20 protein-coding genes and 1 pseudogene are annotated in these 24,366 nt (G+C 67.7%); 8 read left to right on the forward strand and 13 right to left on the reverse strand.

Annotation, left to right across the window (positions count from 1 at the left end):
- Positions 1-2: 2 nt before the first annotated feature.
- A complete protein-coding gene (locus AB0D57_RS27115) occupies positions 3-698 on the forward strand; it encodes a helix-turn-helix domain-containing protein (protein WP_362078160.1) in 696 nt (231 codons plus the stop codon).
- 67 nt (positions 699-765) lie between these two features.
- On the opposite strand, the gene AB0D57_RS27120 is transcribed toward AB0D57_RS27115, so the two are convergent.
- From AB0D57_RS27120 to AB0D57_RS27135, 4 genes are all read right to left on the reverse strand, one after another.
- Positions 766-1,206 (reverse strand): PTS fructose transporter subunit IIA, encoded by a 441-nt coding sequence (locus tag AB0D57_RS27120; RefSeq protein WP_362078163.1) that lies wholly within the window; start codon positions 1,204-1,206, stop codon positions 766-768.
- Entirely contained in the window at positions 1,199-1,798 is a 600-nt protein-coding gene (gene dhaL, locus AB0D57_RS27125) for a dihydroxyacetone kinase subunit DhaL (protein WP_362078166.1), read from the reverse strand. Before dhaL ends, AB0D57_RS27120 begins: the two co-directional genes overlap by 8 nt.
- Before the next feature lie 99 nt (positions 1,799-1,897).
- On the reverse strand, positions 1,898-2,890 hold the full coding sequence (gene dhaK, locus AB0D57_RS27130; protein ID WP_362078169.1) for a dihydroxyacetone kinase subunit DhaK: 993 nt from the start codon (positions 2,888-2,890) through the stop codon (positions 1,898-1,900).
- 1,220 nt (positions 2,891-4,110) lie between these two features.
- Positions 4,111-5,148: a LacI family DNA-binding transcriptional regulator gene (locus AB0D57_RS27135; RefSeq protein WP_362078172.1), complete on the reverse strand. Its 1,038-nt coding sequence runs from the start codon at positions 5,146-5,148 to the stop codon at positions 4,111-4,113.
- A 320-nt stretch (positions 5,149-5,468) separates the two neighbouring features.
- On the opposite strand from AB0D57_RS27135, the gene AB0D57_RS27140 reads away from it, so the two are divergent.
- The 5 genes from AB0D57_RS27140 to AB0D57_RS27160 are packed head-to-tail and all read left to right on the forward strand — an operon-like array spanning position 5,469 to position 14,783.
- Positions 5,469-6,416 (forward strand): sugar ABC transporter permease, encoded by a 948-nt coding sequence (locus AB0D57_RS27140; RefSeq protein WP_362078175.1) that lies wholly within the window; start codon positions 5,469-5,471, stop codon positions 6,414-6,416.
- Positions 6,413-7,234 (forward strand): carbohydrate ABC transporter permease, encoded by an 822-nt coding sequence (locus tag AB0D57_RS27145; RefSeq protein WP_362078178.1) that lies wholly within the window; start codon positions 6,413-6,415, stop codon positions 7,232-7,234. Before AB0D57_RS27140 ends, AB0D57_RS27145 begins: the two co-directional genes overlap by 4 nt.
- A 54-nt stretch (positions 7,235-7,288) precedes the next feature.
- Positions 7,289-8,554, forward strand: coding sequence for an extracellular solute-binding protein (locus AB0D57_RS27150; protein ID WP_362078181.1), 1,266 nt, complete (start codon positions 7,289-7,291; stop codon positions 8,552-8,554).
- Positions 8,555-8,556: 2 nt separating this feature from the next.
- Positions 8,557-11,679 (forward strand): family 78 glycoside hydrolase catalytic domain, encoded by a 3,123-nt coding sequence (locus AB0D57_RS27155; RefSeq protein ID WP_362078184.1) that lies wholly within the window; start codon positions 8,557-8,559, stop codon positions 11,677-11,679.
- Between the two features lie 44 nt (positions 11,680-11,723).
- The gene (locus tag AB0D57_RS27160) at positions 11,724-14,783 is read left to right on the forward strand and encodes a family 78 glycoside hydrolase catalytic domain (RefSeq protein ID WP_362078231.1); all 3,060 of its coding nucleotides are present in this window, start codon (positions 11,724-11,726) and stop codon (positions 14,781-14,783) included.
- An 86-nt stretch (positions 14,784-14,869) separates the two neighbouring features.
- Here AB0D57_RS27160 and AB0D57_RS27165 read toward each other — a convergent pair whose 3' ends face one another.
- Positions 14,870-15,199: a helix-turn-helix domain-containing protein gene (locus tag AB0D57_RS27165; protein WP_362078187.1), complete on the reverse strand. Its 330-nt coding sequence runs from the start codon at positions 15,197-15,199 to the stop codon at positions 14,870-14,872.
- A gap of 209 nt (positions 15,200-15,408) precedes the next feature.
- Between AB0D57_RS27165 and AB0D57_RS27170 the strand changes: the two genes are divergently transcribed.
- Positions 15,409-16,407 carry a zinc-binding dehydrogenase gene (locus AB0D57_RS27170; protein ID WP_362078190.1) on the forward strand — a complete coding sequence of 333 codons (999 nt, stop codon included), beginning with the start codon at positions 15,409-15,411 and terminating at the stop codon, positions 16,405-16,407.
- 439 nt (positions 16,408-16,846) lie between these two features.
- On the opposite strand, the pseudogene AB0D57_RS27175 reads toward AB0D57_RS27170, so the two are convergent.
- A pseudogene (locus tag AB0D57_RS27175) lies at positions 16,847-17,680 on the reverse strand (metallophosphoesterase); the annotation flags it as partial.
- A gap of 33 nt (positions 17,681-17,713) precedes the next feature.
- Between AB0D57_RS27175 and AB0D57_RS27180 the strand changes: the two are divergent.
- Positions 17,714-17,995 (forward strand): hypothetical protein, encoded by a 282-nt coding sequence (locus tag AB0D57_RS27180; protein ID WP_362078234.1) that lies wholly within the window; start codon positions 17,714-17,716, stop codon positions 17,993-17,995.
- Between the two features lie 17 nt (positions 17,996-18,012).
- Here AB0D57_RS27180 and AB0D57_RS27185 read toward each other — a convergent pair whose 3' ends face one another.
- From AB0D57_RS27185 to AB0D57_RS27215, 7 genes are all read right to left on the reverse strand, one after another.
- The gene (locus tag AB0D57_RS27185; protein ID WP_362078193.1) at positions 18,013-18,702 is read right to left on the reverse strand and encodes a flavodoxin; all 690 of its coding nucleotides are present in this window, start codon (positions 18,700-18,702) and stop codon (positions 18,013-18,015) included.
- Positions 18,703-18,749: 47 nt separating this feature from the next.
- The gene (locus AB0D57_RS27190) at positions 18,750-20,024 is read right to left on the reverse strand and encodes an FAD-binding oxidoreductase (RefSeq protein WP_362078196.1); all 1,275 of its coding nucleotides are present in this window, start codon (positions 20,022-20,024) and stop codon (positions 18,750-18,752) included.
- A 465-nt stretch (positions 20,025-20,489) separates the two neighbouring features.
- Complete coding sequence (locus AB0D57_RS27195) at positions 20,490-20,858, reverse strand: hypothetical protein (protein ID WP_362078199.1); 369 nt, start codon at positions 20,856-20,858, stop codon at positions 20,490-20,492.
- Positions 20,859-21,506: 648 nt separating this feature from the next.
- Positions 21,507-21,986, reverse strand: coding sequence for an N-acyl homoserine lactonase family protein (locus AB0D57_RS27200; protein WP_362078202.1), 480 nt, complete (start codon positions 21,984-21,986; stop codon positions 21,507-21,509).
- A gap of 164 nt (positions 21,987-22,150) precedes the next feature.
- Positions 22,151-22,771, reverse strand: a complete 621-nt coding sequence (locus tag AB0D57_RS27205; RefSeq protein ID WP_362078205.1) for a flavodoxin — start codon at positions 22,769-22,771, stop codon at positions 22,151-22,153.
- A gap of 92 nt (positions 22,772-22,863) precedes the next feature.
- The gene (locus tag AB0D57_RS27210) at positions 22,864-23,736 is read right to left on the reverse strand and encodes an SDR family oxidoreductase (protein ID WP_362078208.1); all 873 of its coding nucleotides are present in this window, start codon (positions 23,734-23,736) and stop codon (positions 22,864-22,866) included.
- 40 nt (positions 23,737-23,776) lie between these two features.
- A partial coding sequence (locus AB0D57_RS27215) for an aldo/keto reductase (RefSeq protein ID WP_362078211.1) occupies positions 23,777-24,366 on the reverse strand: 590 nt, incomplete at its 5' end.

Raw genomic sequence — 24,366 nt, forward strand, 5'->3', positions numbered from 1 at the left:
CAGTGCCGGACGGCGCGATCGCGCAACCCCCGGGTCGGGGCAGCGGCCGTACGGGGCGGCCGCCGCTGACCGAGGAGCGCAAGGCCGAGATCCGCCTCGAGATCGCCCGCGCCGCGGTGGAGCTGTTTGTCGCCCAAGGGGTGGCCGCGACCACCGGAGAGCAGATCGGACAGGCCGTCGGGGTCTCCGCGCGCACCGTGTGGCGCTACTTCCCGAGCAAGGAAATGTGCGTGAGCCCGCTGTTCGCGGCCGGGATCGACGCGATCGCCGCCGCTCTGCGCGCTTGGCGCCCCGGCCGGCCTCTGGACGAGGCCCTGGGACGGGCGGTCACGACCGGCGAACGGCCGATGGCGCGATCGCACCTTCCCCAGGTGCGGGCGCTGTTGAGGCTGACCCGTACCGAGCCGGGTCTGCGCGCGGTCTGGCTCCAGGCGCACGACGAGGCCGAGCCCGTCTTCGCCCGCGCCCTGGCCGACCGGGCCGGCCTTCCCGCCGTCGACCTGCGGTCGGAGATCCAGGCCGCCATGCTCAACGCGGCCCTGCGTACGGCGGTCGAGCACTATGCCTGGCGTGCTCCCGAGGCGGCGGGGGACGCCGCGACGGCGCGGGACGACGCGGGCGATGCCGCGACGGCGCAGGCCGAGCTGATGGCGACCATGTGCTCGGCCCTCGTCGTCGCGGCGGAAGGACTCGCCTGAGAAGACGCAGCGGCCGCTGGGCTACTGGATCCCGGGGTCCCGGGGTCCCGGGTTGCTGGGTCTGGTGTCACACCTTCCGGTAGGTGTACGCCTCCACGGCCGCCGCCTCGACCGCCGCGAGGTCGGCTCCCGCCGAGGCCGTGACGACCGCGGCCACCGCGCCCTCGACGAAGGGCGCGTCCACCAGCAGGGTGTTGTCGGGGAGTTCGTCGCCCTCCGCGAGGAGGGCCTTCACGGTGAGGACCGCGCTGCCCAGGTCGGTGAGGACGGCGACCCCCGCGCCGCGGTCCACGGAGGCGGCCGCGGCGGAGATCAGTTCCGCGCTGGTGCCGAGGCCTCCGTCCGCCGTGCCGCCGGCCGGGGCGACAGGAGCGGTCGTGCCGCCGCCCGCGAGTCCTGCCGCCAACTCGGCCACCGAGGCGGCGACGGCGGCACTGTGCGAGACGAGCACGATGCCGACGAGTTCGTCCTTGGCGTCGCTGGGCGCGTTGTTCCCGATGTCACTCACCGGACGCCTCCACGAGCGCCCCGATCAGCAGCGACGACGACGTTGCGCCGGGATCCTGGTGCCCGATGCTGCGCTCGCCCAGATAGCTCGCCCGGCCCTTGCGGGCCCGCAACGGCGTTGTCGCGACGGCGCCCTCCTCGGCGGCCGCCTTCGCCGCCGCGAAGGAGTCGGAGAGCGCGGCCACCGCGGGAACCAACGCGTCGATCATGGTCTTGTCGCCGGGTGCGGCACCGCCCAGCGTCATCACCGCGTCGACGCCCGTGCGCAGCGCGTCCGCGAGCTGTTCCTCGGTGACCTCGGCGGCGTCCCCGAGCGCCTTGCCCGTACGGCGCAGCAAGGTGCCGTACAACGGTCCCGACGCGCCGCCGACCGTGGAGATCAGCTGGCGTCCGGCGAGCGTGAGGACGGCGCCGGGGGTGTCCGGCGCCTCCTTCTCCAGCGTGGCCACCACGGCGGTGAAACCGCGCTGCATATTGGTGCCGTGGTCGGCGTCGCCGATGGGCGAGTCAAGGTCGGTGAGCCGCTGTGCCTCGCGGTTCACGGACGCGGCGGCCGCCGTCATCCAACGGCGGAAGAAGCCGGTGTCGAGCACAGAATCTCCTTGCGTGGTACGGACGTCGACCGGTGGTCGTCGCTCGGTGGCTGTCGATCGGTGACTGTCGACCGGACGGCGACCAAGTGCCGACCGGATTCACACACCCCAGCGCAGCCCTGGTGTCTTCACCGGCGCGTCCCACAGTCGCAGCAGCTCCTCGTCCACCCGGCACAGCGTCACCGAGGCACCGGCCATGTCCAGCGAGGTGACGTAGTTCCCGACCAGCGTGCGGGCCACCGGGACCCCGCGCTCGCCGAGCACCCGCTGCACCTCCGCGTTGAACCCGTACAGCTCCAGGAGCGGCGTGGCACCCATGCCGTTCACCAGGACGACGACGGGATCGCGCGGATCGAGATCCTCCAGGATCGCGTGCACCGAGAAGTCGGCGATCTCGCGTGAGGTCATCATCGCGCGCCGCTCCCGGCCCGGCTCGCCGTGGATACCGACGCCCAGTTCCAGCTCCCCGGGCGGCAGGTCGAAGGTCGGGCTGCCCTTGGCCGGAGTGGTGCAGGCACTCAGGGCGACACCGAAACTGCGGGCGCTCTCGTTGACCTGGCGGGCCAGCGACTCGACCCGCTCCAGCGGAGCACCCTCCTCGGCGGCGGCGCCCGCGATCTTCTCCACGAAGAGCGTCGCGCCCGTGCCGCGCCGCCCTGCCGTGTAGAGACTGTCGGTGACGGCGACATCGTCATTGACGAGGACCTTCGCGATCCGGATGCCCTCGTCCTCGGCGAGCTCGGCCGCCATGTCGAAGTTCAGCACGTCACCCGTGTAGTTCTTCACGATGAACAGCACGCCCGCGCCGCTGTCCACGGCGGCCGCGGCCCGCACCATCTGGTCCGGTACCGGAGACGTGAAGACCTCGCCAGGACAGGCCGCCGACAGCATCCCGGGACCCACGAAGCCGCCGTGCAGCGGCTCGTGCCCGGACCCGCCGCCGGAGACGAGGCCCACCTTTCCGGCCACCGGGGCGTCCCGCCGCACGATCACCCGGTTCTCCACGTCCACCGTGAGGTCCGGATGCGCGGCCGCCATACCCCGCAGCGCGTCCGCGACCACCGTCTCCGCCACGTTGATGAGCATCTTCATGGATACCTCCTGATGGGGCTAGCAGATGAGCCTCTGACCTCTATCTTTGCAGGTCAGACCGTGTTGGGCCAGCAAATGATCTTGGCGGTTCGTGTCGGTCGGAAGCGGGTTCCGGCGGTACTGATGCTGACCTGTTGCTGACTTTGGTGACAGGTTGTCAGATGTGGCCGGCGTGCGTATGGATCGGCCCGCGAAGCCTGCTCCGGGAAGTGCCGGCGCTGGGGATGTGGTGATCATCTGTGCCGATGCGAACGGGAGCGTCTGCGGCTGTCCGGCTGCCGGGCGCAGTCCGGCCTCGGGGCGGACTGCAGAGACACGGTCCGACGGAGTGTTCATCGGAGGCGCGGAGGGCCCCGGCGCGAGCGTAGTAAGCACTTCGTGTCTCGATCCCAAACTCGGGCGTGTTCCCCATTCCCTGCAAGCCTGGTGGTGGAGGACTGTCGCGGCCCGCTGAACCGAGCATCCCTGAAATTCTGGCTGGTTGCCAGATGTCGTCAAGGGGTTCGGAGGGCAGGACGGCCGCAGCCTTGGCGGGGTCTAGGAGTGGCGCCCCGCTGCCGGCGCCCGAAGTCCTGCCGCTGCCGCTGATGTCGCGGGGGCGAGTGCATCGACCTGTGGTCATGCTCTTGGAGCGGGCATCCGGGAGACGTGGTTGTTGCCCCCTGGATAGGAGCGCCCCACCAAAGCCGCCGTCGGTAAGACGAGGATCACCGACGGTGTAATCAGGGCACTGGCCTGGTCGCTCCGTACTGAGGTTCCCCCGAGACGCGGAGGTGGTTGACAGAGGGACAGATGGGGGTCGTGACAGGACCTTTGACCATGGCTGCTCCCGGAAAGGACCCGCTGGAGTTGCGTGAGCGTGCGGTGCGGATGTATCCACCACGGAGCCGGAGCCGCAGATCAAGCGGCTGGCCGTCGACCTCGGAGTCCATCCCGAGGCCCTGCGGACCTGGACCTGGTGCAGCGGAACTTCACCGCACTCGCGCCGAACCGGCCGTGGGTCACCGACCTCACCATGATCTCCACCGGCGAAGGCCGTTGTGGCTGTCCGCGGTCCGCGACGCGTTCTCCCGACGCGTCGTCGCGTGGGAGACCTCGGCCCGCGCGGACGCGGACCTCGTCCTGTCCACGCTGGAGTGCGCCCTGGCCAGCCGGGAGGTCGAGCCCGGACCGTTCATTCGAACGATTGAACGGTCCCTGCGCGGTTCGGCGTTGGCGTCCTACTCCGGAAGTCGTGCCGTGGACCGGCGCGGCGCGAGAGTGGGCGAGAGGGTGACCTGGGCCGACGGTCGGTCGCGGTCGGTGATCCGTTCCAGGAGGAGACGTACGGCGTTTCTGCCTAGCTCGCGGCCGGCTTGGTCGACGCTGGTGAGCGAGATCGGGCCGAACGCGGCGAACGTGGTGTTGTCGTAGCCGGCTACCGAGAGGTCGCCGGGCACGGACAGACCGGCCTCGGTGACCGCCTCGAGAACACCCATGGCCACGATGTCCGCTCCGGCGAAGACGGCCGTGGGCCGGACCGGACGTGCGAGCAGCTCCTTGGCGCCCCGGTAGCCGCCTTCCTGGGTGTAACTGGTGGAGACCACGTCGATCCATTCCTCCAGCCCGTGCTCCCGCATGGCCTGGCGATAACCGTCGGCGCGCCGGGCGTTGGGCATCTCCGTGAGGAGTGTCGGATCGGTCTCGTGATGTTCGATATGGGCGATCCGGCGGTGTCCGAGAGCGGCGAAGTGGCCGACGACCAGGGCTGCGCCCTCGACGTCGTCGTCGGCCACGGTGTCGTATGCGGGAGAGGACCCGTGCCGTCCGACGACGACGGTCGGCACCATGCTGCCGACGCGCTCCAGATGGGCACGTGACGACACCGGTGCGACCAGGATGATGCCGTCCATGCCGCGGTCGATCATCGCCTCGGTGACGTGGGCTTCTGCCATCTCCCCGTTGCAGCCCGGCCCCAGGAGTACCTGGTACTCGGTGTCCTCCAGCGAGGCAGTGATGCCGTCGAGGATCTCAGGGAAGAACGGGTTGCGGATGTCGGGCAGCATCACGCCGATGGTGTAGGTCTGTCCGCGCAGGCCCCTCGCGCCCGCATGGGGGCGGTACCCCAGCTCGTCGATCGCGCGGCGTACCTTCGCGCGCATCTCGGGGCTCGCCCCGTAGGCGTTGCGCAGCACCTTGGACACTGCGGTGGTGGACACCTGGGCGTGGCGGGCGACGTCGACGATGGTGACCCTGCGACGCGGTGCTGGCGGCTCCATCCGGTCCTTGCCTCTCCGGGAAACGTTGCCGCCGAGTGTAGGACGGATTCCCCGTTTCAAGAGCGTCTTCGTCAGGGGCTCTCGGCTTCGGCGCCGTAACAAAGACGCAGTGTGTGCGGCATCTTGACGGCACGCGGGAGGCTCTTTAAGGTCTGGCACACCTTGTGGGAAACGTTACCCACAGACACGCGGAATACGTCCCGTCCGGCACCCGGTACACGGCCCGCTCAAGACGAAGAGCTGACCGACATCTCTCAGATCACTCAAGTCGAGACCTGTTCCACGACTCGTATGAAACGTTTCAAGAACGGAGGTTGTAGATGACTCTCGCCCAGCATGAGCAGCTTCCGGACCACGACCGGCACCCGGACCCGGCACCGGCTGCCCGTGTCCGGCGGCCGCGCGCCGGACCGCCGTGGTGGTTCGCGCTGCCCGCGATGCTGCTGTTCGCCTTCGTGGTCCTGGTGCCGAGTGCTCGCGGCGTCTACTACGCCTTCACCGACTGGGACGGCCTCGACCCCGACTTCTCGTTCGTCGGTCTGGACAACTTCACCGCCATGTTCAGCGACTCGGACGCCACGCAGGCCATCTGGCACACGCTGCTGATCGCCGTCTCGATCACGGTCGTCCAGAACGCCGTGGGTCTGCTGCTGGCCCTGGGGGTCAACTCGGCCATCAAGTCCCGCAACGTGCTCCGGGTGTTCCTGTTCGCTCCGGCGGTGATCACCCCGATCGTCACCGCCTACCTCTGGCGCAACCTGCTGGGGCCCGACGGCGCGGTCAACAGCCTGCTGGGCGCGGTCGGCCTTGACGGCTCCCGGCAGGACTGGCTGGGCAGCCCGCGGCTCGCCCTGTGGGCGGTGATCGGCGTGATCGTCTGGCAGTACGCCGGCTATTCGATGGTCATCTTCCTCGCCGGGCTGCAGTCGGTGCCCAAGGAGATCCACGAGGCGGCGGCCATCGACGGGGCGGGCCCGGTGCGGCGCTTCTGGTCGGTCACACGCCCGCTGCTGGCCCCGGCCCTCACCATCAATCTGATGCTGTCGATCATCGGCGGCATCAAACTCTTCGACCAGGTCTACGCGTTGACGGGCGGCGGCCCCGGCCACGCCACCGACACCCTCTCCACCCTGATCTACAAGGACGCCTTCACGCTCGGCGAGTTCGGCTACAGCATCGCCCTCGCGGTCGTCCTCACGATCATCGTGGCGGTCGTCTCGACCGGTCAGTACCTCGTGCTGTCCCGCAACGAGAGGACCATGTCATGATCCGCTACCGCCGCCGCACCCTCGCGCTGGAACTGGCGATGATCGCCGCCGCCCTGGTCGTGGGGTTCCCGGTATATGTCCTGGTCAACCTGGCCGTACGGCCGGCGTCGGACGCCTCGTCGCCCATCAGCCCGACCACTTCGCCCACCCTCGACAACTTCACCCAGGCCTGGCAACAGGGCGCGCTGGGCGGGGCGTTGGCCAACAGCCTGCTGGTGACGGTCTGCAGCGTCGCCATCGTGCTGGCCGTCTCGTCGCTCGCGGCGTACCCCCTGGCCCGCGTGGCGGCCCGCTGGTCCCGGGGTACGTACCTGCTGTTCCTTCTGGGCCTGGTCCTGCCCTTCCAGCTTGCCGCGCTGCCGCTGTACCAGACCATGCGCGACATGGGACTCCTCGGCACCCCATGGGCGCTGATCCTCTTCTACTCCGGCCTGCAGGTGCCGTTCACCGTCTTCCTCTACGTCGGCTTCCTGCGCGCCCTGCCCCGCGACTTCGAGGACGCGGCCCTGATCGACGGCTGCACACCGCTGCAGGGCTTCCGGCACGTGGTCCTGCCGATGCTCAAACCGATCACGGTGACCGCCCTGGTGCTCAACACGGTCGCCGTCTGGAACGACTTCTTCACCCCGTTGCTGTACCTCAGCGGTAGCGCCCAGCAGACCATGCCGGTCGCGATCGCCGGGTTCGTCGGCCAGTACGTCACCGACTGGAACCTCATCTTCGCCGCACTGGTGATCAGCATCCTGCCCGTCCTGCTCGTCTACTTCCTGCTCCAGCGCAGCATCATCAACGGCTTCGCGGGAGGGCTGCGGGGATGACATCCGACGCCCGCCCGTCCCTCATGCCCGGTGGCTCTTCCCCGAGGGGACTTCATGAAGACACGCAAATTGCCCGTGCTGATCGCCGCGTTGACGGCCGGCGCCGTGCTGGCCGCCTGTAGCGGCGGCACCAAGGCGGGAGGCTCCGGCGGCGGTTCGAATACCCTGACGCTCGCCTCCATCGACCAGGGCTCCGTCGAGGACGTCGTCAAGGCGTTCGAGAAGGCCAACCCTGGCGTCAAGGTCCGCTACACCACCAGCGGCGCCGACCAGTACCAGCAGCAGATCCGCACCCAGCTGTCCTCGGGCACCGCACCCGACGTGATGTCCGTCTGGCCCGGCAACGGCAACCCGGGCGCCACGTACGTCCTGGCCAAACCCGGTTACCTGCGCGACCTCTCGGACCAGCCCTGGGCGGCCAAGATGCCCGACGCGATCAAGACCGTCGCCCAGTACGAGCGGAAGACGTACAACGCCATCTTCGGGCAGAACGGCATCGGTGCGGTCTACAACCAGCAGGCCCTGGCGAAGGCCGGCCTCACCCCACCCGACACCTGGACCGATCTGCTGGCCTTCTGCAAGGCCGCGAAGGCCAAGGGAACCCCCGCCTTCGCGCTCGGTAACCAGGACAACTGGGTGACCCAGCTCGTCCTGTACGCGCTGGTCGCCACGACCGTCTACGGCGAGGACCGTGACTTCGACCAGAAGATGCAGGCCGGCCAGGCCACGTTCGCCCAGTCGCAGTGGGCCACCGCTCTGGACAAGTACCTGACGATGGAGAAGTCCGGCTGCTTCCAGAAGAACCCGCTGGGCACCAACTACGAAGCCAGCCAGGCCCTCGCCGCCACCGGCAAGACCCTCGGCATCATCCAGGGCAACTGGGTGATCGCCCTCCTGAAGGGCAAGAACCCGCAGGGCACCTTCACACTCCGGGCGCTCCCCGCCACCGACGACCCGTCCGAGACCCTCATCCCGGCGGCGGCGGGTGCCGGCTACGGCGTCAACGCCAAGGCGAAGAACGAGGAACTCGCCCTGAAGTTCGTGAACTTCGTGATGTCGCCCGAGGGCATGAACCTGTTCGCCAAGAAGCAGGGCAGCCTGCCCTCCCTGCCCGACACGGGCTACTCCGTGGACCCGTCGCTGGTCGAACTGTCCAAGTTCATCGGGTCGGACCGCACCGTGCCGTTCATGGACCAGCTCTGGCCCAACGCCAAGGTCCAGCAGACCATGCTCAGCGGCCTCCAGGAGATCTTCAGCGGGCAGTCCACGCCCGAAAAGCTCCTCGACGAGATGGACACCGACTACAAGGCCGGGAGCTGACCATGAGCGACATCGTGAGAGGCGCGTTGAGCCGCAGACAGGTGGTCGGCACCATGGCGGCCTCCGCCGCAGGACTGGCCGTATCGCCTTCGCAGAAGGCCTACGCCGACGAGGAGGACCACAGACAGGGAGCGAGGGTCACCGGTCTCGCCGTGGACGGCCGTGAGGACGAGCCGCTCGGCGTCGACGACCCCGCCCCGAGACTGAGCTGGCGGGTGGTGGGTGCCGGAGCGGGATGGACCCAGTCCGCGTACCGGATTCTCGCCGCCCGCACGGAAGCGGAGCTCGACCGGGGCCGTCTGCTGTGGGACAGCGGCAAGGTCCACTCCTCGGCCCAGACCGATGTCATATGGCGCGGGCCCGCGTTGGCCTCGCGTGACCGGGTGGTCTGGCAGGTCCGGGTGTGGAGCACCGACGGCGACGCGACACCGTGGAGCGGGCCCGCCTCGTGGGAGATGGGCCTCCTCAAGCGCTCGGACTGGGGCGAGGCGCGCTGGATCGAGTACCCGGCCCGCACCGTCGACCAGCCGCTGCCCCTCTTCGCCCGCGCCTTCCGAACAGGCGGAAGGGTCGTCAGGGCGAGGCTGTACCTGTCCGGCGTCGGACTGCACGTGGCCCGGCTCAACGACCGGCCCGTCACCGACGAGGTGCTGGCCCCGGGCAACTCCAACTACCAACTCTCCATCGAATACCGGGTCTACGACGTCACGCGCCTCGTCCGCCCCGGCGACAACACCCTGGGTGTCGAACTCGGCCACGGCACCGCCCTCGTGACCCGGTCCGTCACCAATGCCGCGACCGGCCGCACCGCCCCGTACAGCTGGTGGCAGAGCCAGTTCAAGGGCAGCGGCAGTCTCGTCGCGCCCGCCGGGCAGGGTGCCACCACCATCCAGGTGAGCAGCGTGGCCAATTACCACGTCGGCGGCGCCGTCAACATCGACACAGGTGACGGCGGTGAGCGCCTGGAGTCATGCACCATCACCGCGATTGGCAGTGCCGACATCAGCTTCCGACCCGGTCTCACCTCGGGGCACGAGAGCGGGGCCACCATCACGGCCTCCGGCAACTCCCTTGCGAGCACCGACCCGAGTGCGGGCGCTGCCGTCTCCCCACGGCTGATCGCCCGCCTGGAACTCACGAAGGCCGATGGGACGGTCCAGACCGTCGTCAGCGACCGCTCGTGGAGGACGGCTTTCGGCCCGACTGCCATCGCCAACTGGTACTCCGGCTCCGACTACGACGCCCGCCGTGAGCAGCCCGCCTGGACCGTCCCCGGCGCGGACCTCGGCGAGTCGGCGAAGCGGCGTGACGGTACGGCCGTGGGCTGGGTCGACGCCGGGATCGCCCCGCCGCCCAACCTGACCACCGAGCTGGTGTGGCGGGTGGCCGAGCCGCTCAGGATTGTCGACCGGCTCCGCCCGGTCAGCGTCACCCAGCCACAACCCGGCGTGTGGGTCTTCGACTTCGGCCAGAACTTCGCCGGCTGGCCGCTGCTCCAGCTCGACGGCCCGCTGCCGGCCGCCACCACCGTCAAGCTGTCTCCCGCCGAGTCGCTGAACGCCGACGGCACCGTCAACCAGGCGTCGATCATGGGTGGCGGCGCCGCTCGCGGCACGAACGTCTTCGCCGCCTACACGACGTACGGCGACCGGCGAGGCGAGCGGTGGCATCCGGAGTTCCACTACTTCGGCATGCAGTGGCTGCAGCTGACCGGCCTGCCCGAGGGCTACGTACCGACCCGGGACACGGTGACCGGCCTGCAGATCCACGCGGACGTGCCGGCCGCGGGCTCGGTTCGCACCTCCGACGACCGGATCAACCGCATTCACCGCATGGCCCGTTACTCGATCATGAGCAACACCATGTCCACCCTCACGGACTGCCCAGGCCGCGAGAAGCTCGCCTACCCCGCCGACTACGTACAGCCCTTCGGGTCCATCCACCGCTCGTTCGGATACGCGGCCTATCTGCGCACCATGCAGCGCCACCTGGCGGAGGGCCAGTCCAGGGCCGGCGACAACATCGGCAACGTGGCGCTCAAGGCCCCGGTGTACGACTGGGGCTACACCGGCCGGTTCGGAGACGAGATCAACTGGGGCAACGGGATCATCTTCGTGCCGTGGCTGCTGTACAAAACGTACGGCGACACCCAGACGATGAGCCGCTACTACCCGCAGATGCAGGCCTTCCTCACCTACATCCGGACCAAGAAGGCCGGCACCGGGGCGGACGCCTACCTCGTGAACGCGGCCCTCGCCGACTGGATCGCCAGCGAGAACACCTCGGGCCGGATCACCGGCACGTGGGGCTACTACCAGATCGCCGACCGGATGGCCCGGATGGCGGCGCTGCTCGGACGTACCGCCGACGCGGCCGAGTACCGCAACCTCGCGGCCAACATCAAGGACGCCTTCAACGACGCCTTCTACAACCCTGCGCTCGGCCGCTACACCGCCGAGGGCGCTACCGGAGCGACGCAGGCCGCGCAGGCGCTTGCCCTGGACGAGGACCTCGTACCCGAAGGCGAGCGCGGGAGAGTCCTCGACGCGCTGGTCGAACTCGTCCACGCCCACCGGCCGTTCGGCGGGGGACCGCACTTCAGCGGCGGCACCATCGGCCTCGCCCCGATCGTCCGAGCCCTGCACGAAGGCGGCCGCGACGACGTCCTGTGGGACATCCTTCAGGAGGACACCCGCCCGAGCTACGGCTACTTCCTGGCACCCACCACGGCCAACCCCGACGGTCTGACGACCGTTCCCGAGCAGTGGGACATGGGCAACTCCAAGAACCACATGATCCTGCTGCAGATCGAGGAGTGGTTCCACAGCGGCCTGGTCGGCATCCGTCAGGCGCCCGGCAAGGCGGGCTACCGCGAGCTCGTGATCGACCCTCGCCCCGTCGGCGATCTCACCCACGCCGAGGGCGGCTACCGCACCCCGTACGGCGTGGTGTCCGCGAGGTGGACCCGCAAGAACGGCCGGTTCCGCCTCGACGTGGAGCTCCCGCCGAACACCACGGCCGAGATCCGCATGCCCACAGGCGACCGCACCACCCAAGTCGTCGGCTCGGGACGGCACACGTTCACCACCAGCGACATCCGGAACACCGAAAGGACCAAGGCGTGAGCCGTGTACGTCGTCGAACCGTGCTCGCCGCGACCGTGGGCGCCATGTCCATAGGGCCCGGCCTCATGACAGGCGGAACAAGCGTGGCGACGGAAGCCTCCCCCCGTTCGCAGGGCGGCCCGGTGTGGGGGCTGACCGTGGAACACCGCACCGACCCCCTCGGCGTGGACGCGAACCGGCCGCGCTTCGGCTGGCGCACACGGTCCGCCACCCGGGGATGGCGCCAGGGGGCGTACCAGATCCTCGTCGCGAGCTCCCCGGACAAGCTGACCCCTGCCCGTGCCGACGTCTGGAACAGCGGACGTGTCCGCTCCTCCGACTCCGTCGCCGTCCGCTACGCGGGCAAGCAACTCCACGCCTCGACCCGCTACCACTGGACCGTCACCGTCTGGGACCCCCAGGGCCGCCGGACGGGCACCGCCCCCGCAGCCTTCTTCGAGACGGGCCTCCAGAGCACCGACGGCGCCACCGGCTGGGACGGGGCACAGTGGATCGGGATGACGGGGAAGACCCCCAACTCGGCCGGGGCGCCGATGCTGCGGAAGCAGACAGCTCTGAAGAAGCGGATCCGCGAGGCCCGGCTGTACGTCTCGGCCCTCGGCGTGTACGAGGCCTACGTCAACGGGCGCCATGTGACCGTCCCGCAGGACGGCGGCATCACGACCGAACTGCTGCCCCCGGGCTGGACCAACTACGACGCCCGCGTCAACTACCTGACCTACGACGTCACGGACCTCGTGACGCGAGAGCGGGCGGGAGTGACCCTCGGCTTCGTTCTCGGCAACGGCTGGTACAACGGCCGCATATCCGACGGCAGTACGTACTACTCGCAGGACGGCAACGCCCTGGCGGTGAAGGGCAAGTTGCTGCTCCGGTACACCGACGGAACGTCAGAAACGGTGGTCACCAAGCCCGGTGGGGGCTGGAAGGCCACGGACACTGGCCCCTACCGGGCCGACGACATCTACGACGGTCAGACCTACGACGCCCGGATGGAGCTGCCGGGTTGGTCCTCGCCCGCCTTCGACGATGCCGCCTGGTCGGATGTGGAACGAGTCGCCTTCGAGGACAAGTACCCGGAGGCGCAGGTCCTCGCCTACCCGGGCGAGACCGCGCGCTTCATGCACCGCTGGGACCGCCGACCGCAGTCGATCACCCTCGCCACCGGCGTGACCGGACAGGACAGCAGCCCCAACGGCAGAGGCCACATCGTCGTGGACCAGGCCCGGACGGTGACCGATCCGGCCAAGGCGGCCTCCGCCTCGGTCACCCTCGATAGTGGAGAGACCGCGATCTTCGACCTCGGCCAGAACATGGTCGGCGTGGCCCGCTACAGCCTGCGCGGCCAGGCCGGAGCCAAGGTCGAGTTCAAGTTCGGCGAGATGCTCAACGACGACAGCGCCGGCGCGGACGGCCCCGAGGGCTCCGTCTACCGGGCCAACCTCCGCAGCGCCAAGGCCACCAGCACCTACATCCTCAAGGGAGACCGGCACGGCGAGACCCACCAGGACTCCCTGACCTTCTACGGCTTCCGCTATGTGTCCGTCACCACGACGGACACTGTCATGATCACCAGCCTGACCGGAAAGGTTGCCACGTCCGCGATCCGCGAGATCGGCACCGTCGCGACCGACGATCCCGACATCAACCAGTTGGCCGGCAACATCCGTTGGGGTCAGCGCGGCAACTACCTTTGGGTGCCCACCGACTGCCCACAGCGCGACGAACGCCTCGGCTGGACCGGCGACACCCAGGTCTTCTCCACCACCGGCCTCTACAACGCGGACGCCGGCGCCTTTCTCAGCCACTTCCAGGACACCGTCGTCGACTCCGCGGTCATCTACGGAGCGGACAAGGCCCAGTTCACCGGGGTCGCCCCCGGCGGACGGTACAACTTCCCCGGAGGCGGCAGCGGTTGGGCCGACTGCGGAGTAGTACTCCCGTGGACCGTGTGGCAGATGACCGGCGACGCGACCATCGTCGAGCGCAGCTGGCCCGCCATGACCCGCTACCTGGTCTGGATCCGGCAGCAGACCGGCGACACCTACGCCGGACAGGGCTCTTTGACCGGCGACTGGCTGGCGCCGCAGAAGACCAGCGCCCAGATGATGAGCGACATCTACTACGGCTATGTCGCCCGGCTGATGGCGCAGCTGGCCCGCTCGATCGGCCGGACGGGGGAGGGGGAGGAATACGACCGGCTCTTCGAACGCATCAAGCAGGCGTTCATCGCCAAGTACCTGAGCGCCGAGGGCGGCCGCGTCACCATCAAGTCCAGCCTGGGCGACGCCTCCCCGATCGAACCGGGCGCCGACCCCAACCAGAAGACGGAGGACAACAGCCAGACCGCCCTGCTGTGGGTCCTCAAGCTTGGCTTCTACGAGACGGAGGCCCAACGCCGTACGCTGGTCGGGCTGTTGGCGGACAACATCGGCAACGACGCGGCCTACAAGGCCGCGCACCCGAACAGCAGCCGGGTCCGGTACGCCGAAAACACGCTGTCCGTCGGCTTCCTCGGCGTCAACGTCCTCGCCCCCGTCCTCACCGACGAGGGCCGCGCGGACCTGGCGTACAAGCTGCTGCACCAGGACGCGCTGCCGTCCTGGCTGTTCTCGGTGCGGAACGGGGCGACCACGGTCTGGGAGCGCTGGAACTCGTACGCGAAGGAAGACGGGTTCGGCCCGGTCAGCATGAACTCCTTCAACCACTACGCCTACGGCGCGATCATGGAGTGGATGTACGCCTACATGGCCGGCATCGCCCGCGACCCCGACAGCCCCGGCTTCAAGCACTTTGTCCTGCAACCCCACCCGGATCCGACGGGCGGGATCACACAGGTATCGGGCTCGTACGAGTCGCCGTACGGCGAGATCCGGAGCGAGTGGGCGGTCCGTGACGGAGGCCGGACCCTGGTGTACGACGCGGTCGTGCCCGCCAACAGCGAGGCGACCCTGCGCCTTCCGGTCACCTCCGCCGACGCCGTTCGTGAGGGGCGTACCCCGTTGGCGCGGGTGGACGGCGTGCGGTTCCTCGGTCACACGGACGGGGTGGCCTCGTACCGGATCCCGTCCGGTCACTACCACCTGACCGCCCGGCTTCACTGATCGGTGGACGTCTACTTCACGAAGCGGCCGTGTCCGCGGTGCCCAGGGGGCATCGTGGGCACGGTCATCGACAGCGCGAACTCGGTTCAGGCTTGCGCCTGTTCGTCATAGCGGACGCGGGCCGCGTCGATGGCGTCGGCATGTTCGTCGGCCCACGCGGCGAGGGTGTGCAGGACGCGTTGCATGTCGTAACCGACAGCGGTGAGCGCGTACTCGACTGCCGGGGGAGTCGTGGGGAACACTCTGCGCGACACGATGCCGTCCCGCTCCAATGCCCGGAGCGTTGAGGTGAGCATCCGCTGGGTGATGCCGTCGACGGTTCGCCGCAGTTCGTTGAACCGCCGTGGACGCTCTCCGAGTGAGCAGATGACGCTCACGCTCCACTTGTCGCCGATCCGCGACAGGATGCCGCGCACGAGCGCCGTACGTTCCGTGTTGCTGCGGCGTGCGGACCCTGGCCGATCTCTGGCGGTTCTCTCAAGGGAACTTACGCACTTTGCACTGCCTTCTTGCTGGTACACCGTTTCCGAGCTGATGATCATCGGGAGGTTTCCCTTGTGTTCCTGAGTGCCGCCCAGCCGCCCAACTACGGTGTGAGCTGGGCTGCATGTGAGATGGGAGTGGCATGAAGGCAGTCGTGGTCTCGGAGTTCGGCGGGCCGGAAGTCCTGCGGTTGGTGGACGTTCCCGAGCCGCATGCGGGCCCCGGTCAGATCCGCATCCGTGTGCATGCGGCAACGGTGAATCCGGCCGACATCGTGGTGCGGATGGGGCTCGCGGAGTCGCTGTTCGCCGACAACGTCGCCCGTCCGTACCGGCTGGGGAGCGAGGCAGCAGGCGTTGTGGATGAGATTGGTCCCGGCACCGATACCGATCTGAAGATCGGGGACCATGCGATGGCGATCTTGGTGGCCTTCATGCCCCCTGGAGGCGCTTACGCCGAGTACCTCGTCCTCGATCCGCGGCAAGTCGTCCGTGCGCCGGCGGGCAGCAGCCACGCGGAAGCCGCGACTCTTCCGGTGAATGGGATGACGGCGCAGCAGGGCCTCGATCTTCTGTCGCTGGGTTCCGGGGACTGGCTGGCAGTTACCGGCGCCGCCGGTGCGGTAGGCGGCTATGCCGTTCAGCTGGCCAAGGCCATCGGTCTGCGCGTGGTCGCCGATGCGGCTCCGGACGATGCAGACCTGTTGCGGTCCCTGGGGGTCGATTGCGTCATTGCCCGCGGAACGGGGGTTGCCGAGCGTATCCGCGGAGCCGTCCCCGGCGGCGTTTCCGGCGTGTTCGACGCCGCTCTCATCGGGGCCGAGGTGCTGCCGGCCATCCGCACGGGTGGGCAACTGGTAGTTGCCAGGAGGTCCGATCTGCACGGAGCTCCCTCCCTGGGTGATACCAGGGACATCACGGTGCACGAGGTCTTCGTACCGGAATACCTCTACGAGCGCGACAAGCTCGACGCCCTCCGCGTGTTCGCCGAGAAGGGGCAACTCTCCTTGCGCCCTCGGTGCGTCACCGTCGGTGGCGAAGAAGCAGACCTTGTTTGCCCTGGTCGGGTTTGGGTCCTGGGCCTGGAGGGGCCGCATGGTGCCGGCCTTGTCCATCGGCCGAAGTGGGCCGAGCCTGGATGAATACCTGGGCACTTCGTCCGGCGGCGTCGGGCCATGTCCGTGGCTTCGGATGATGACCACGGTCGTCCGGCGACGGGCGTCCTGTGTTTCCGACGGCGCCGGGCGTTGAGGTTGATTCAATCAGCGTGTCCATCGGGGTGGGAGGGCGTGCTGTGCCAGGCAATGGCAGTACCCCTCACGCCCGGACAGAGTGCTCCTGACATGATGTGCTGTGGAAGCGCGGAACAGAACAACAGCCAGGCCCGAGAAGGAAGTTGGCCTCATCGCGGTGGCACCCAGGGCCTGGGAGCCACCACATACGCAAGAGCACCGGGTATGACTCCTCAGCTTTGCGACGCAAGGCCGTTGGCGATCAGCGTTTTGCGCCCTTGTTGACACGAACGTGAGCCGGAAGATTCCCCATCAGGGGGCTTCTGGTCGCCGCGCGCTCGGCCGGAGGCTATGCCTGCTCAGATACGAGTTCGACGATGGTGATGTCGGACGGTGCGCCCACGCGGACGGGCGGGCCCCAGACGCCGGCGCCGCGGCTCACGTACAGCTGGGTGTCGCCGTAACGTTCCAGGCCCGCGACGGTGGGGTTGGCCAGTTCGGCGAGGAAACTGCCGGGCCAGAGTTGACCTCCGTGGGTGTGGCCGGAGAGCTGGAGGTCGACGCCATGACGGACGGCTTCCTGGATGACGACGGGTTGGTGAGCGAGGAGGACGGCGGCGCGGGAGCGGTCGCGGTCGCCGAGCGCCTTGCCGAAGTGCGGGCCCTGGCCCTCTTCTTCGCCTCGGACGTCGTTGACGCCCGCCGGATCGAAGCCGGGCAACTCCGTACGGGCGTTCTCCAGCGGGCGCAGCCCCAGCTCCCGTACCTTCTCGATCCACGGCTCGGCACCGGAGATGTACTCGTGGTTGCCCGTGACGACGTACGTGCCGTGTCGTGCCCGGAGCTGAGCGAGTGGTTCGACGGCCGGGGCGAGATTCTCGACGCTGCCGTCCACCAGGTCGCCGACGACCGCGATCAGGTCGGGCTGGGTCGCGTTGATGGTGTCGACGACCCGCTGGGTGAAGCCACAGCCCAGGATGGGGCCGACGTGGATGTCGCTGACCACGGCGATCCGAAACCCGTGCGCGCTGCGTGACGGTTTGGACAGCTGAACCTCGACGCGCTTCACCTTCGGCCCGCGGAGGACACCGTACGTGCCGTGGCCCACGGTTCCGACGGCGACGGCTGCGGCGGCGCCGCCCACGACGCGGGAGACGAAGAGGCGGCGTGACGGGCCGGTGGGGGCAACGTCGGTCGACCGCGTGGGCGATGATGCGTGCGGAGGGTCCAGTACGGTTACGGGTCCGGCGATGTCTCGTACGGCATCGGCATCGGCATCGGCCTCGCCGCGATGCGCCGCCCCGGACATCGGCTCGCCGGAAACGAGTTCCTCTGTGCCGGAGTCACCTGCTCGCGTTTCCGCGGGCTGTGCCGTAGGCCCAACCTGCTGCCGCGGATCTGCCCCGGCTCCCCGACGCCCGAACCACCACCGCAGCGCAGGCCGGACGGCGAACCGGTCGGCTCTCGGCTCCGGCCCGTCCAGAGCAGACTGTCCTGAGGCTGACCCCTCATTCCTTATCCGAGGCTGTCGAGCCAATTGCCCACCTCCGCCTCGGTATTTTCCATGTCATCTCGCGAGATCGTGAACGCATTACTGATGACAGTGGAATCGGAAAGCTTTTCGGTGATGGCTCCTACGGTTTCTCCCAGACGGTTTCCGCCATGAGTGCTGAACAAAATGATGTTCTTTCCGCTGAAGTCATGCTGTTCGAGGAATGTGTACACAGGCATCGGTAGGTCGTACCACCAGATTGGGTAGCCGATGAATACGGTGTCGTATGCTTCAAGGTTCGGGATCAGTGCTTTGAGTTCCGGCCTTGCGTTTGCCTCTTGTTGTTCGAGCGCGAGGTCTTCGAGCGTACCGTGATCAAGGGGCAGATTTTCTGCCGTCTCGATACGGAACACGTCAGCTCCGGTACGCTTCTCGATGATTTGCGCGACGTACTGGGTGTTCCCGAGAACTTTTCCGTCAACGACGTGTGTGCTGTTCTCCTCGTCTTCGGTCATGTTGTCCGGGTCGTCGGTTTCGGGCACCGAAAAATAGGTGACCAAAGTGCGCGTTTTATCCAGAGGGCGGTCAATTTTCGAGGGCCCCGAACCGCTGGAGGTGTCGCCTCCCCCTATTATCGAGCAGCCTGCGACGCTGGCTCCCGCCATTGCGGCACCGGCCAGTGCAAGGAATTGGCGTCGTGTTGCGCTTGTCATCTCAGTGAACTCCCTGTCTTAGGTGATATCGATCGACATTGCGGCGTCTACATGGTGAGCCGTTCTTGGTGTATGCGCCGTGCAGAGACTCCCATTCGCCGTAGTAGGCGCTGGTTTGCCAATACGGCGGGGTTCGGACCCACGATGAAGAACGTGCCCTTCGTGATTGCCTCTGCAGGCAATGTGTTGGCGATATCTTCGCGGCGGAACCGGCCAACGCTTACAGTGACCTGCAATCGGCTGCCAGCCGCCGACTCGTACTCCTTGAGCACGTCGCGGTAGTAGGCATCTTCTGGGCTGCGTACTGCCCACAGCAGGTGAATCTCTCGCGTGGTGTGGTGAGCTGCTGCCAGGCTGAGCAGCGGCGCCACGCCCGCGCCCATTCCGACGAGGACGAGCGGAGCTTCACGGGCTCGACCCTGGATGATCGATTCGAAGCGGCCGAACGGGCCCTCCAAACGCACGCGGGTTCCCGCCTCGACGTTGTCGAGGCGGCGAGTGAAATCTCCGTGCTGACGAATCGTGAAGGTCAGGGTTTCCCGGTTGTCGTCGGTCACTGAGAAGGGATGCCATTCTTTGCTCACAGAGGAGGATCCCTCGAACCTGAGGAAGAAGAAGTCTCCTGGCTGCAAGGTCGCCGCCTCGCTGTCGAGGCCCACCGACATGCTTCGGGTCGACCCGCCGAGCGCGTCATTGCTTATGACGGTACCTCGCAAATAGGTGTCGGGTGCGATCCATTTCTTCCACGCGTAGATGCCCAGTGCCGCCACTGTGTACAAATCAAAGAGCATCATGAATGCAAAGTGCTGGTTCACTCTCACGAGTAGGTGGGTGTGCAGCCAGATCATCGCCACGATCGCCAGGTTGAGTCGATGAATCCACACAGACAGCTGGTGGCGAAAGACAATCTCCAGAAAACCCTTGGTTTTCAGTATCAGTCTCGACCTGTCGACCAACCACCCGCTCATGAAGAACCCAGAGAAGAACAACACTGTGAGGGCCCCGTAGAACCCCCAATCTCCCAGGTCCCGCGCCAGAGGACTCGGCGAGTAGGAGTAATCGCGGTGCACATAGGCCGCGATGATCGCGAGCACACCGAGCATCCCATGCAGGCCGTAAATAGCTGGCAGCCCCACAAAGCGGTCCAGCCAGGACGGCCTCACGCTGAGCACGATGGATAGCAGCCACCATGCATAGGCGATCAGGCCGAGGAATATGTAGAACTTCAGGGGCCCAGGTGCGGTGGCCACGAAGTCATAGGTGAGTACCAGCGGGAGCGGAAACACGACCGCGAAGCTCCAGAACAGCAGCTTACGCAGCATCGCTAAGACTCCACTGGCTTATCCGTGCTCGTGGGCCTGCATCCCGTACGTTTTGCAGGTTGACGTAGATGAGCGCTGCCATAGTCAAGACGGCGACAGCAATCAGGGTGATCAGCTTGTGTTTCGGCTTCACGCGCAAGCCCTTTTCAGTGAGTTTTGAGGATTCATCCCGCAGGATGGAGACGAGTGACGCGGCGAAGTCCTGGCGTAGGCGAGGAGACTTCGTTCGGTCGTCCATGGCGCCGCGCACCGACACGCCGACGACGCCGCATGTGTGCCCGCAGTCCACAGTTCGAAGAGCGCACGGGGGCGGGCGCTGGTGATCAGCGAGGGGACCACTCAGGCGGTGCAGCAGAACCAGAGGCGCTGACCCTCGGCCGGCCGGGTCAAGTCCTGAGGTTCTTCATCGAGTGCCGTTGACGGCGTGTCGGCTATCCATGGCGGTGGTTCGGCCTACAGGCCGACTCAGCAGCGGAACACCTGAAGTGACGCGAGCGAGGGAGCGCCAGAAGATCTCGATGCGCATTGCAGGGCCGTGAGGCTGCCTGGAGAAAGCGCCGTGAACTCGTATCCCCGGACGCCGCCGACGGACGGCTTCGTGTGAGGCTCCGCGGCGGGGCGGTGGCGGTCACGGCCCGCGGGCCTGGAGGTCGGGTCTACTGTCTGCCCGACGTCGTCACAGGTGGCGAACTCACCGGCCTGGTCGGCGACATCTGCGCTCGTGGACCACTCCACGGGCGCCGGGGCGGGACCGTAGGCGGCGTGCCCGGACGCGTTGGACACCAGCACACCGATGAATTGCAGGGCCACCAGGAGAGCGGCCAGCGCGAGCACGAACCTGGGTGCTCCATCTCGCACTGTGCGCCTGCTTTCGGCCGTTCTCATTCAATCGACTTTCGTCCGAGGAGTGGGAAAGAGGCCTTCCCCCATTCGCGGCGCTCCGGGAATCCTCGGTGGCCGAAGGCTGTACGCGGTTGAGTGGCCGTACTGGCCTCACGCCTTCTGTGTGCGACCGGGGGGTCCGCCACGGGCGGCGCGCCAACGGTGAGCGCGGGACATACGCGCTCGTGCCCCCACCTTGGTCGAAGCACTCAACTTGCGACAGGCCGCGTTGTGCCAGGGAACCCTGATCAGCGCAGTGACAGGGCCCCCAACATTCCTTCCAGGCGGATCGTCTGTCTGCTATAAGCGGGGCTCACCTCGTCGAGGCTCCACCGGAGCCGGCGCCAGGCCGGACAGTGCGGCGACGTGCTCGGGGTTACCGACGACGTGAACCTCGATCGTGTCGCAGGTTCGAGCGGCACCCCGGACGGCTTCAACGACGCCATCCAGAAGATCAAGGAAGAAGCGTCGCGGTAAGGCGGAAGCCTTGCAGCAGGGCACGTCCAGTGGAGCTACCGAGCCGACAGCCTCGCCCCCCGCCGGTTCGGCCCTGCAGTGCGTTCATCGCCTCGACAACCGGACCTTGGACAACCCCACGCGTTACTTGAAGATCTTGCGCTCCACGACGCGCGAGTCGTGGCTCGGGATCACCTCGCAGGCGAGCGACTCGATCTTGCGAAGGCTCTGCTCGTGGGCGACGAGATCGGTGTAGTAGCCCGGAGGGATGTGCTCGGCGTCGTCGTCGCCGTGCCAGTTGTCGTAGAGGTAGACGCAGTCACCGGCGATGAGGTAGCGGCCTCCTGCGGCCTCGACGAGGACACCCTGTGACCCTGGTGTGTGACCGGGCAGGGCGACGAGGGTGACTCCCGGAGCCAGCTCGGTGTCGCCGTCGACGGGCGACAGCCTCTCCTCGGCTCGTTGCCACGCGGGGCGCAAGCCGGGGACGACGTCGAAGAGCATCCGGTGCCATGTGACCGGATTTCGGGCGAAGTCCAGTTCGCGTTGCTGAACGACGACTCGGGCGTTGGGGAACAGGTGGTTGTTTGAACTGTGGTCCCAGTGCATATGGGTGTTCACCACGGTCCGCACCTCGTCCGGCTCACCGCAGGCACGGCCAGGGATCCGCCGGCACCGACCGGCACCATCAGCACGACCAGGACCCAGGTGGGTGCGGATCCCGGGACGAGGCAGAGGACGGTCAGACCTGCCGCCATGAGCACCTACCCGATGATGGAGAGACGGGGTCAGTCCTGGAGAACGCCGATGCGCCGCAGCCACGACCGGACTTCGGCATCGGCCTTCTGGACTTCCTCGCCGCGCACCGCGAGCCCTTCACCGATGGTCGCGCCCTGACAGGACGCCGCGTAGTCGCGCGCGGTGGTGCCCAGTCCGCTCATCGCGTAGGTCGTGATCGGATGGACCGTCTTGCCGCGGAAGTCGTACCTCTCGGCGAAGGTCGACATGATCATGGGCGCTCGGACGTTCCAGATGGGGCCGGCCAGCAGCACCACGTCGTAACGGTCGATCGAGGATGGGGGGTTGGCGATGGCCGGCCGCGCATCGGCGTCCTGTTCGCGGACGTTGCGGGCGACCGTCTCGTCGTAGTCGTCGGGGTAGGGGTCGACGGCTTCGATGCGGTGCACGTCGCACGCGATGCGCTCGTTGATCAATTGGGCGAGGACTTCGGTGTTTCCGGTCTTGAGGTCGGTACGTCCGCCGTAGTAATAGTTCTCGCCCGGTCGAGAGAAGTAGGTCAGCAGGACCCGCTTCCCGGGCGAGGGTGTCGCGGCAGATCGGTCACTGGATTCCGGCGCCGCCTCGCCCGACTGCGACGGGGAACAGCCGGTGATCTGGACACCGGTCATGACGGTGGCTCCTCCCAGCAGTACGCCACGAAGGAGCGCACGTCGCCCCAGCGCGGCAGGTTTGTCCTTCCCGGCGCTGACTCCGCCGGCTGTCATCCGCTGGTTCCGCGAAGGGAACGGACGGCGTCGAGATCCGCGCGCACTGCCTGTGGCTCGGCCTCGACAGGGAGGTCGGCCGGGTCCAACACGCCGTCCATGGAGCCGGACTGGTCACTCTTGAGGGCACCGAAGAGCCCCGCCCAGTCCGACGGCTCATCTCCCTCGGCGGCAATCAGCTCGAACGTCTTGCCCAGTGCGGTGCCGGTCAGCAGGCTGCGTACCAGTGTCTCGGCGACTTGGTCGCGGGCGATCCCGCCGTCGGCCGTACCGCCCTGTTCCAGGACGAGCCGCCGTTGAGTGGGGCCGGCGTGGTCGAACCAGCCGGGCCGGACGATCGTGTAGGGCAGGCCGCTGGCTCGCAGGAGGCGTTCGGAGCGCCGCTTCCACGGGGTGGCGCCGGGGATGTCGCTGCGCGTGGAGTAGATGGAGGTCATCAGCGCGACGCGCGGCTGGGCGCCGTCGAGGGCTCGCAGGATGTTGCGTACGCCGCCGTAGTCGACGTGCGCACGGGCGTCCGGTCGGGGGTCGCCACCGGATCCGTGGGTGAGGACGAGCGCGTCGGCTCCGTTGACCGCGCGTCGCAGGGAGGCGGGATTCTCGAGGTCGCCCTGTACCAGTTCGACGCCGGGGAGGAGTTGTTGCGCTCGCCGCAGGTCGCGCACGAGTGCCCGCGGGCGCAGGCCGTGTCGCTGTGCGGCGTGCACGGCGAGCTGTCCGATGCTGCCGGTCGCGCCGACCACGAGTACGTCAGTGATGTTCTGGGACATGATCAGGCTCTCGTCCGTGGGGTGGGAGTCGCCGTGAGGGCGGCGACGAGGCGGAAATTCCTCCCGCGCGGGTGCCTCGGTGCGGACGAGGGAAGGCACCCGCGCGAGAGTTCTGGAGTGGCTGTCACCGTTTGCCAGGTCAGCTGTCCAGGCGCCGCGCGCTGAGCCAGTTGACCATGGCCGGGTCGTGGTGGTCGAAGAACAGCGAGCCGCCGGTTTCCAGGGTGGCGATGGACGCCATCTGGTCGTCGGTGAGATCGAAGTCGAAGATGTCGATGTTCTCCGCCATGCGCTCGGGGCGCACGGACTTGGGGATCGCGACGATGCCGCGCTGGGTCAGCCAGCGGAGCACGACCTGCGCCACCGACTTGCCGTGCTTCTCACCGATCCCGCTCAGGACCGGGTTGGTGAAGAGGTTGTTCTTGCCCTCGGCGAACCCGCCCCATGACTGGATCTGGACCCCGTGCTCGCGCATGAGCTCCTGGTAGTCGGCGCGCTGGAAGAACGGGTGGGTCTCGATCTGGTTGACCGCCGGGGTGATCTCGTTGTTGATGATGAGGTCGAGGAGTCGGTCGGGGTAGAAGTTGGCGACGCCGATGGCCTTGGCCCGGCCCTCGCGGTGGAGGGTCTCCATGGCGCGCCACTGGCCGTACACGTCGCCGTAGGGCTGGTGCATCAGGTACAGGTCGAGGTAGTCCAGGCCGAGCTTGGTCAGCGACGTCTCGAAGG

The organism is Streptomyces sp. NPDC048275, from assembly GCF_040652275.1.
Taxonomy (GTDB): Bacteria; Actinomycetota; Actinomycetes; order Streptomycetales; family Streptomycetaceae; genus Streptomyces.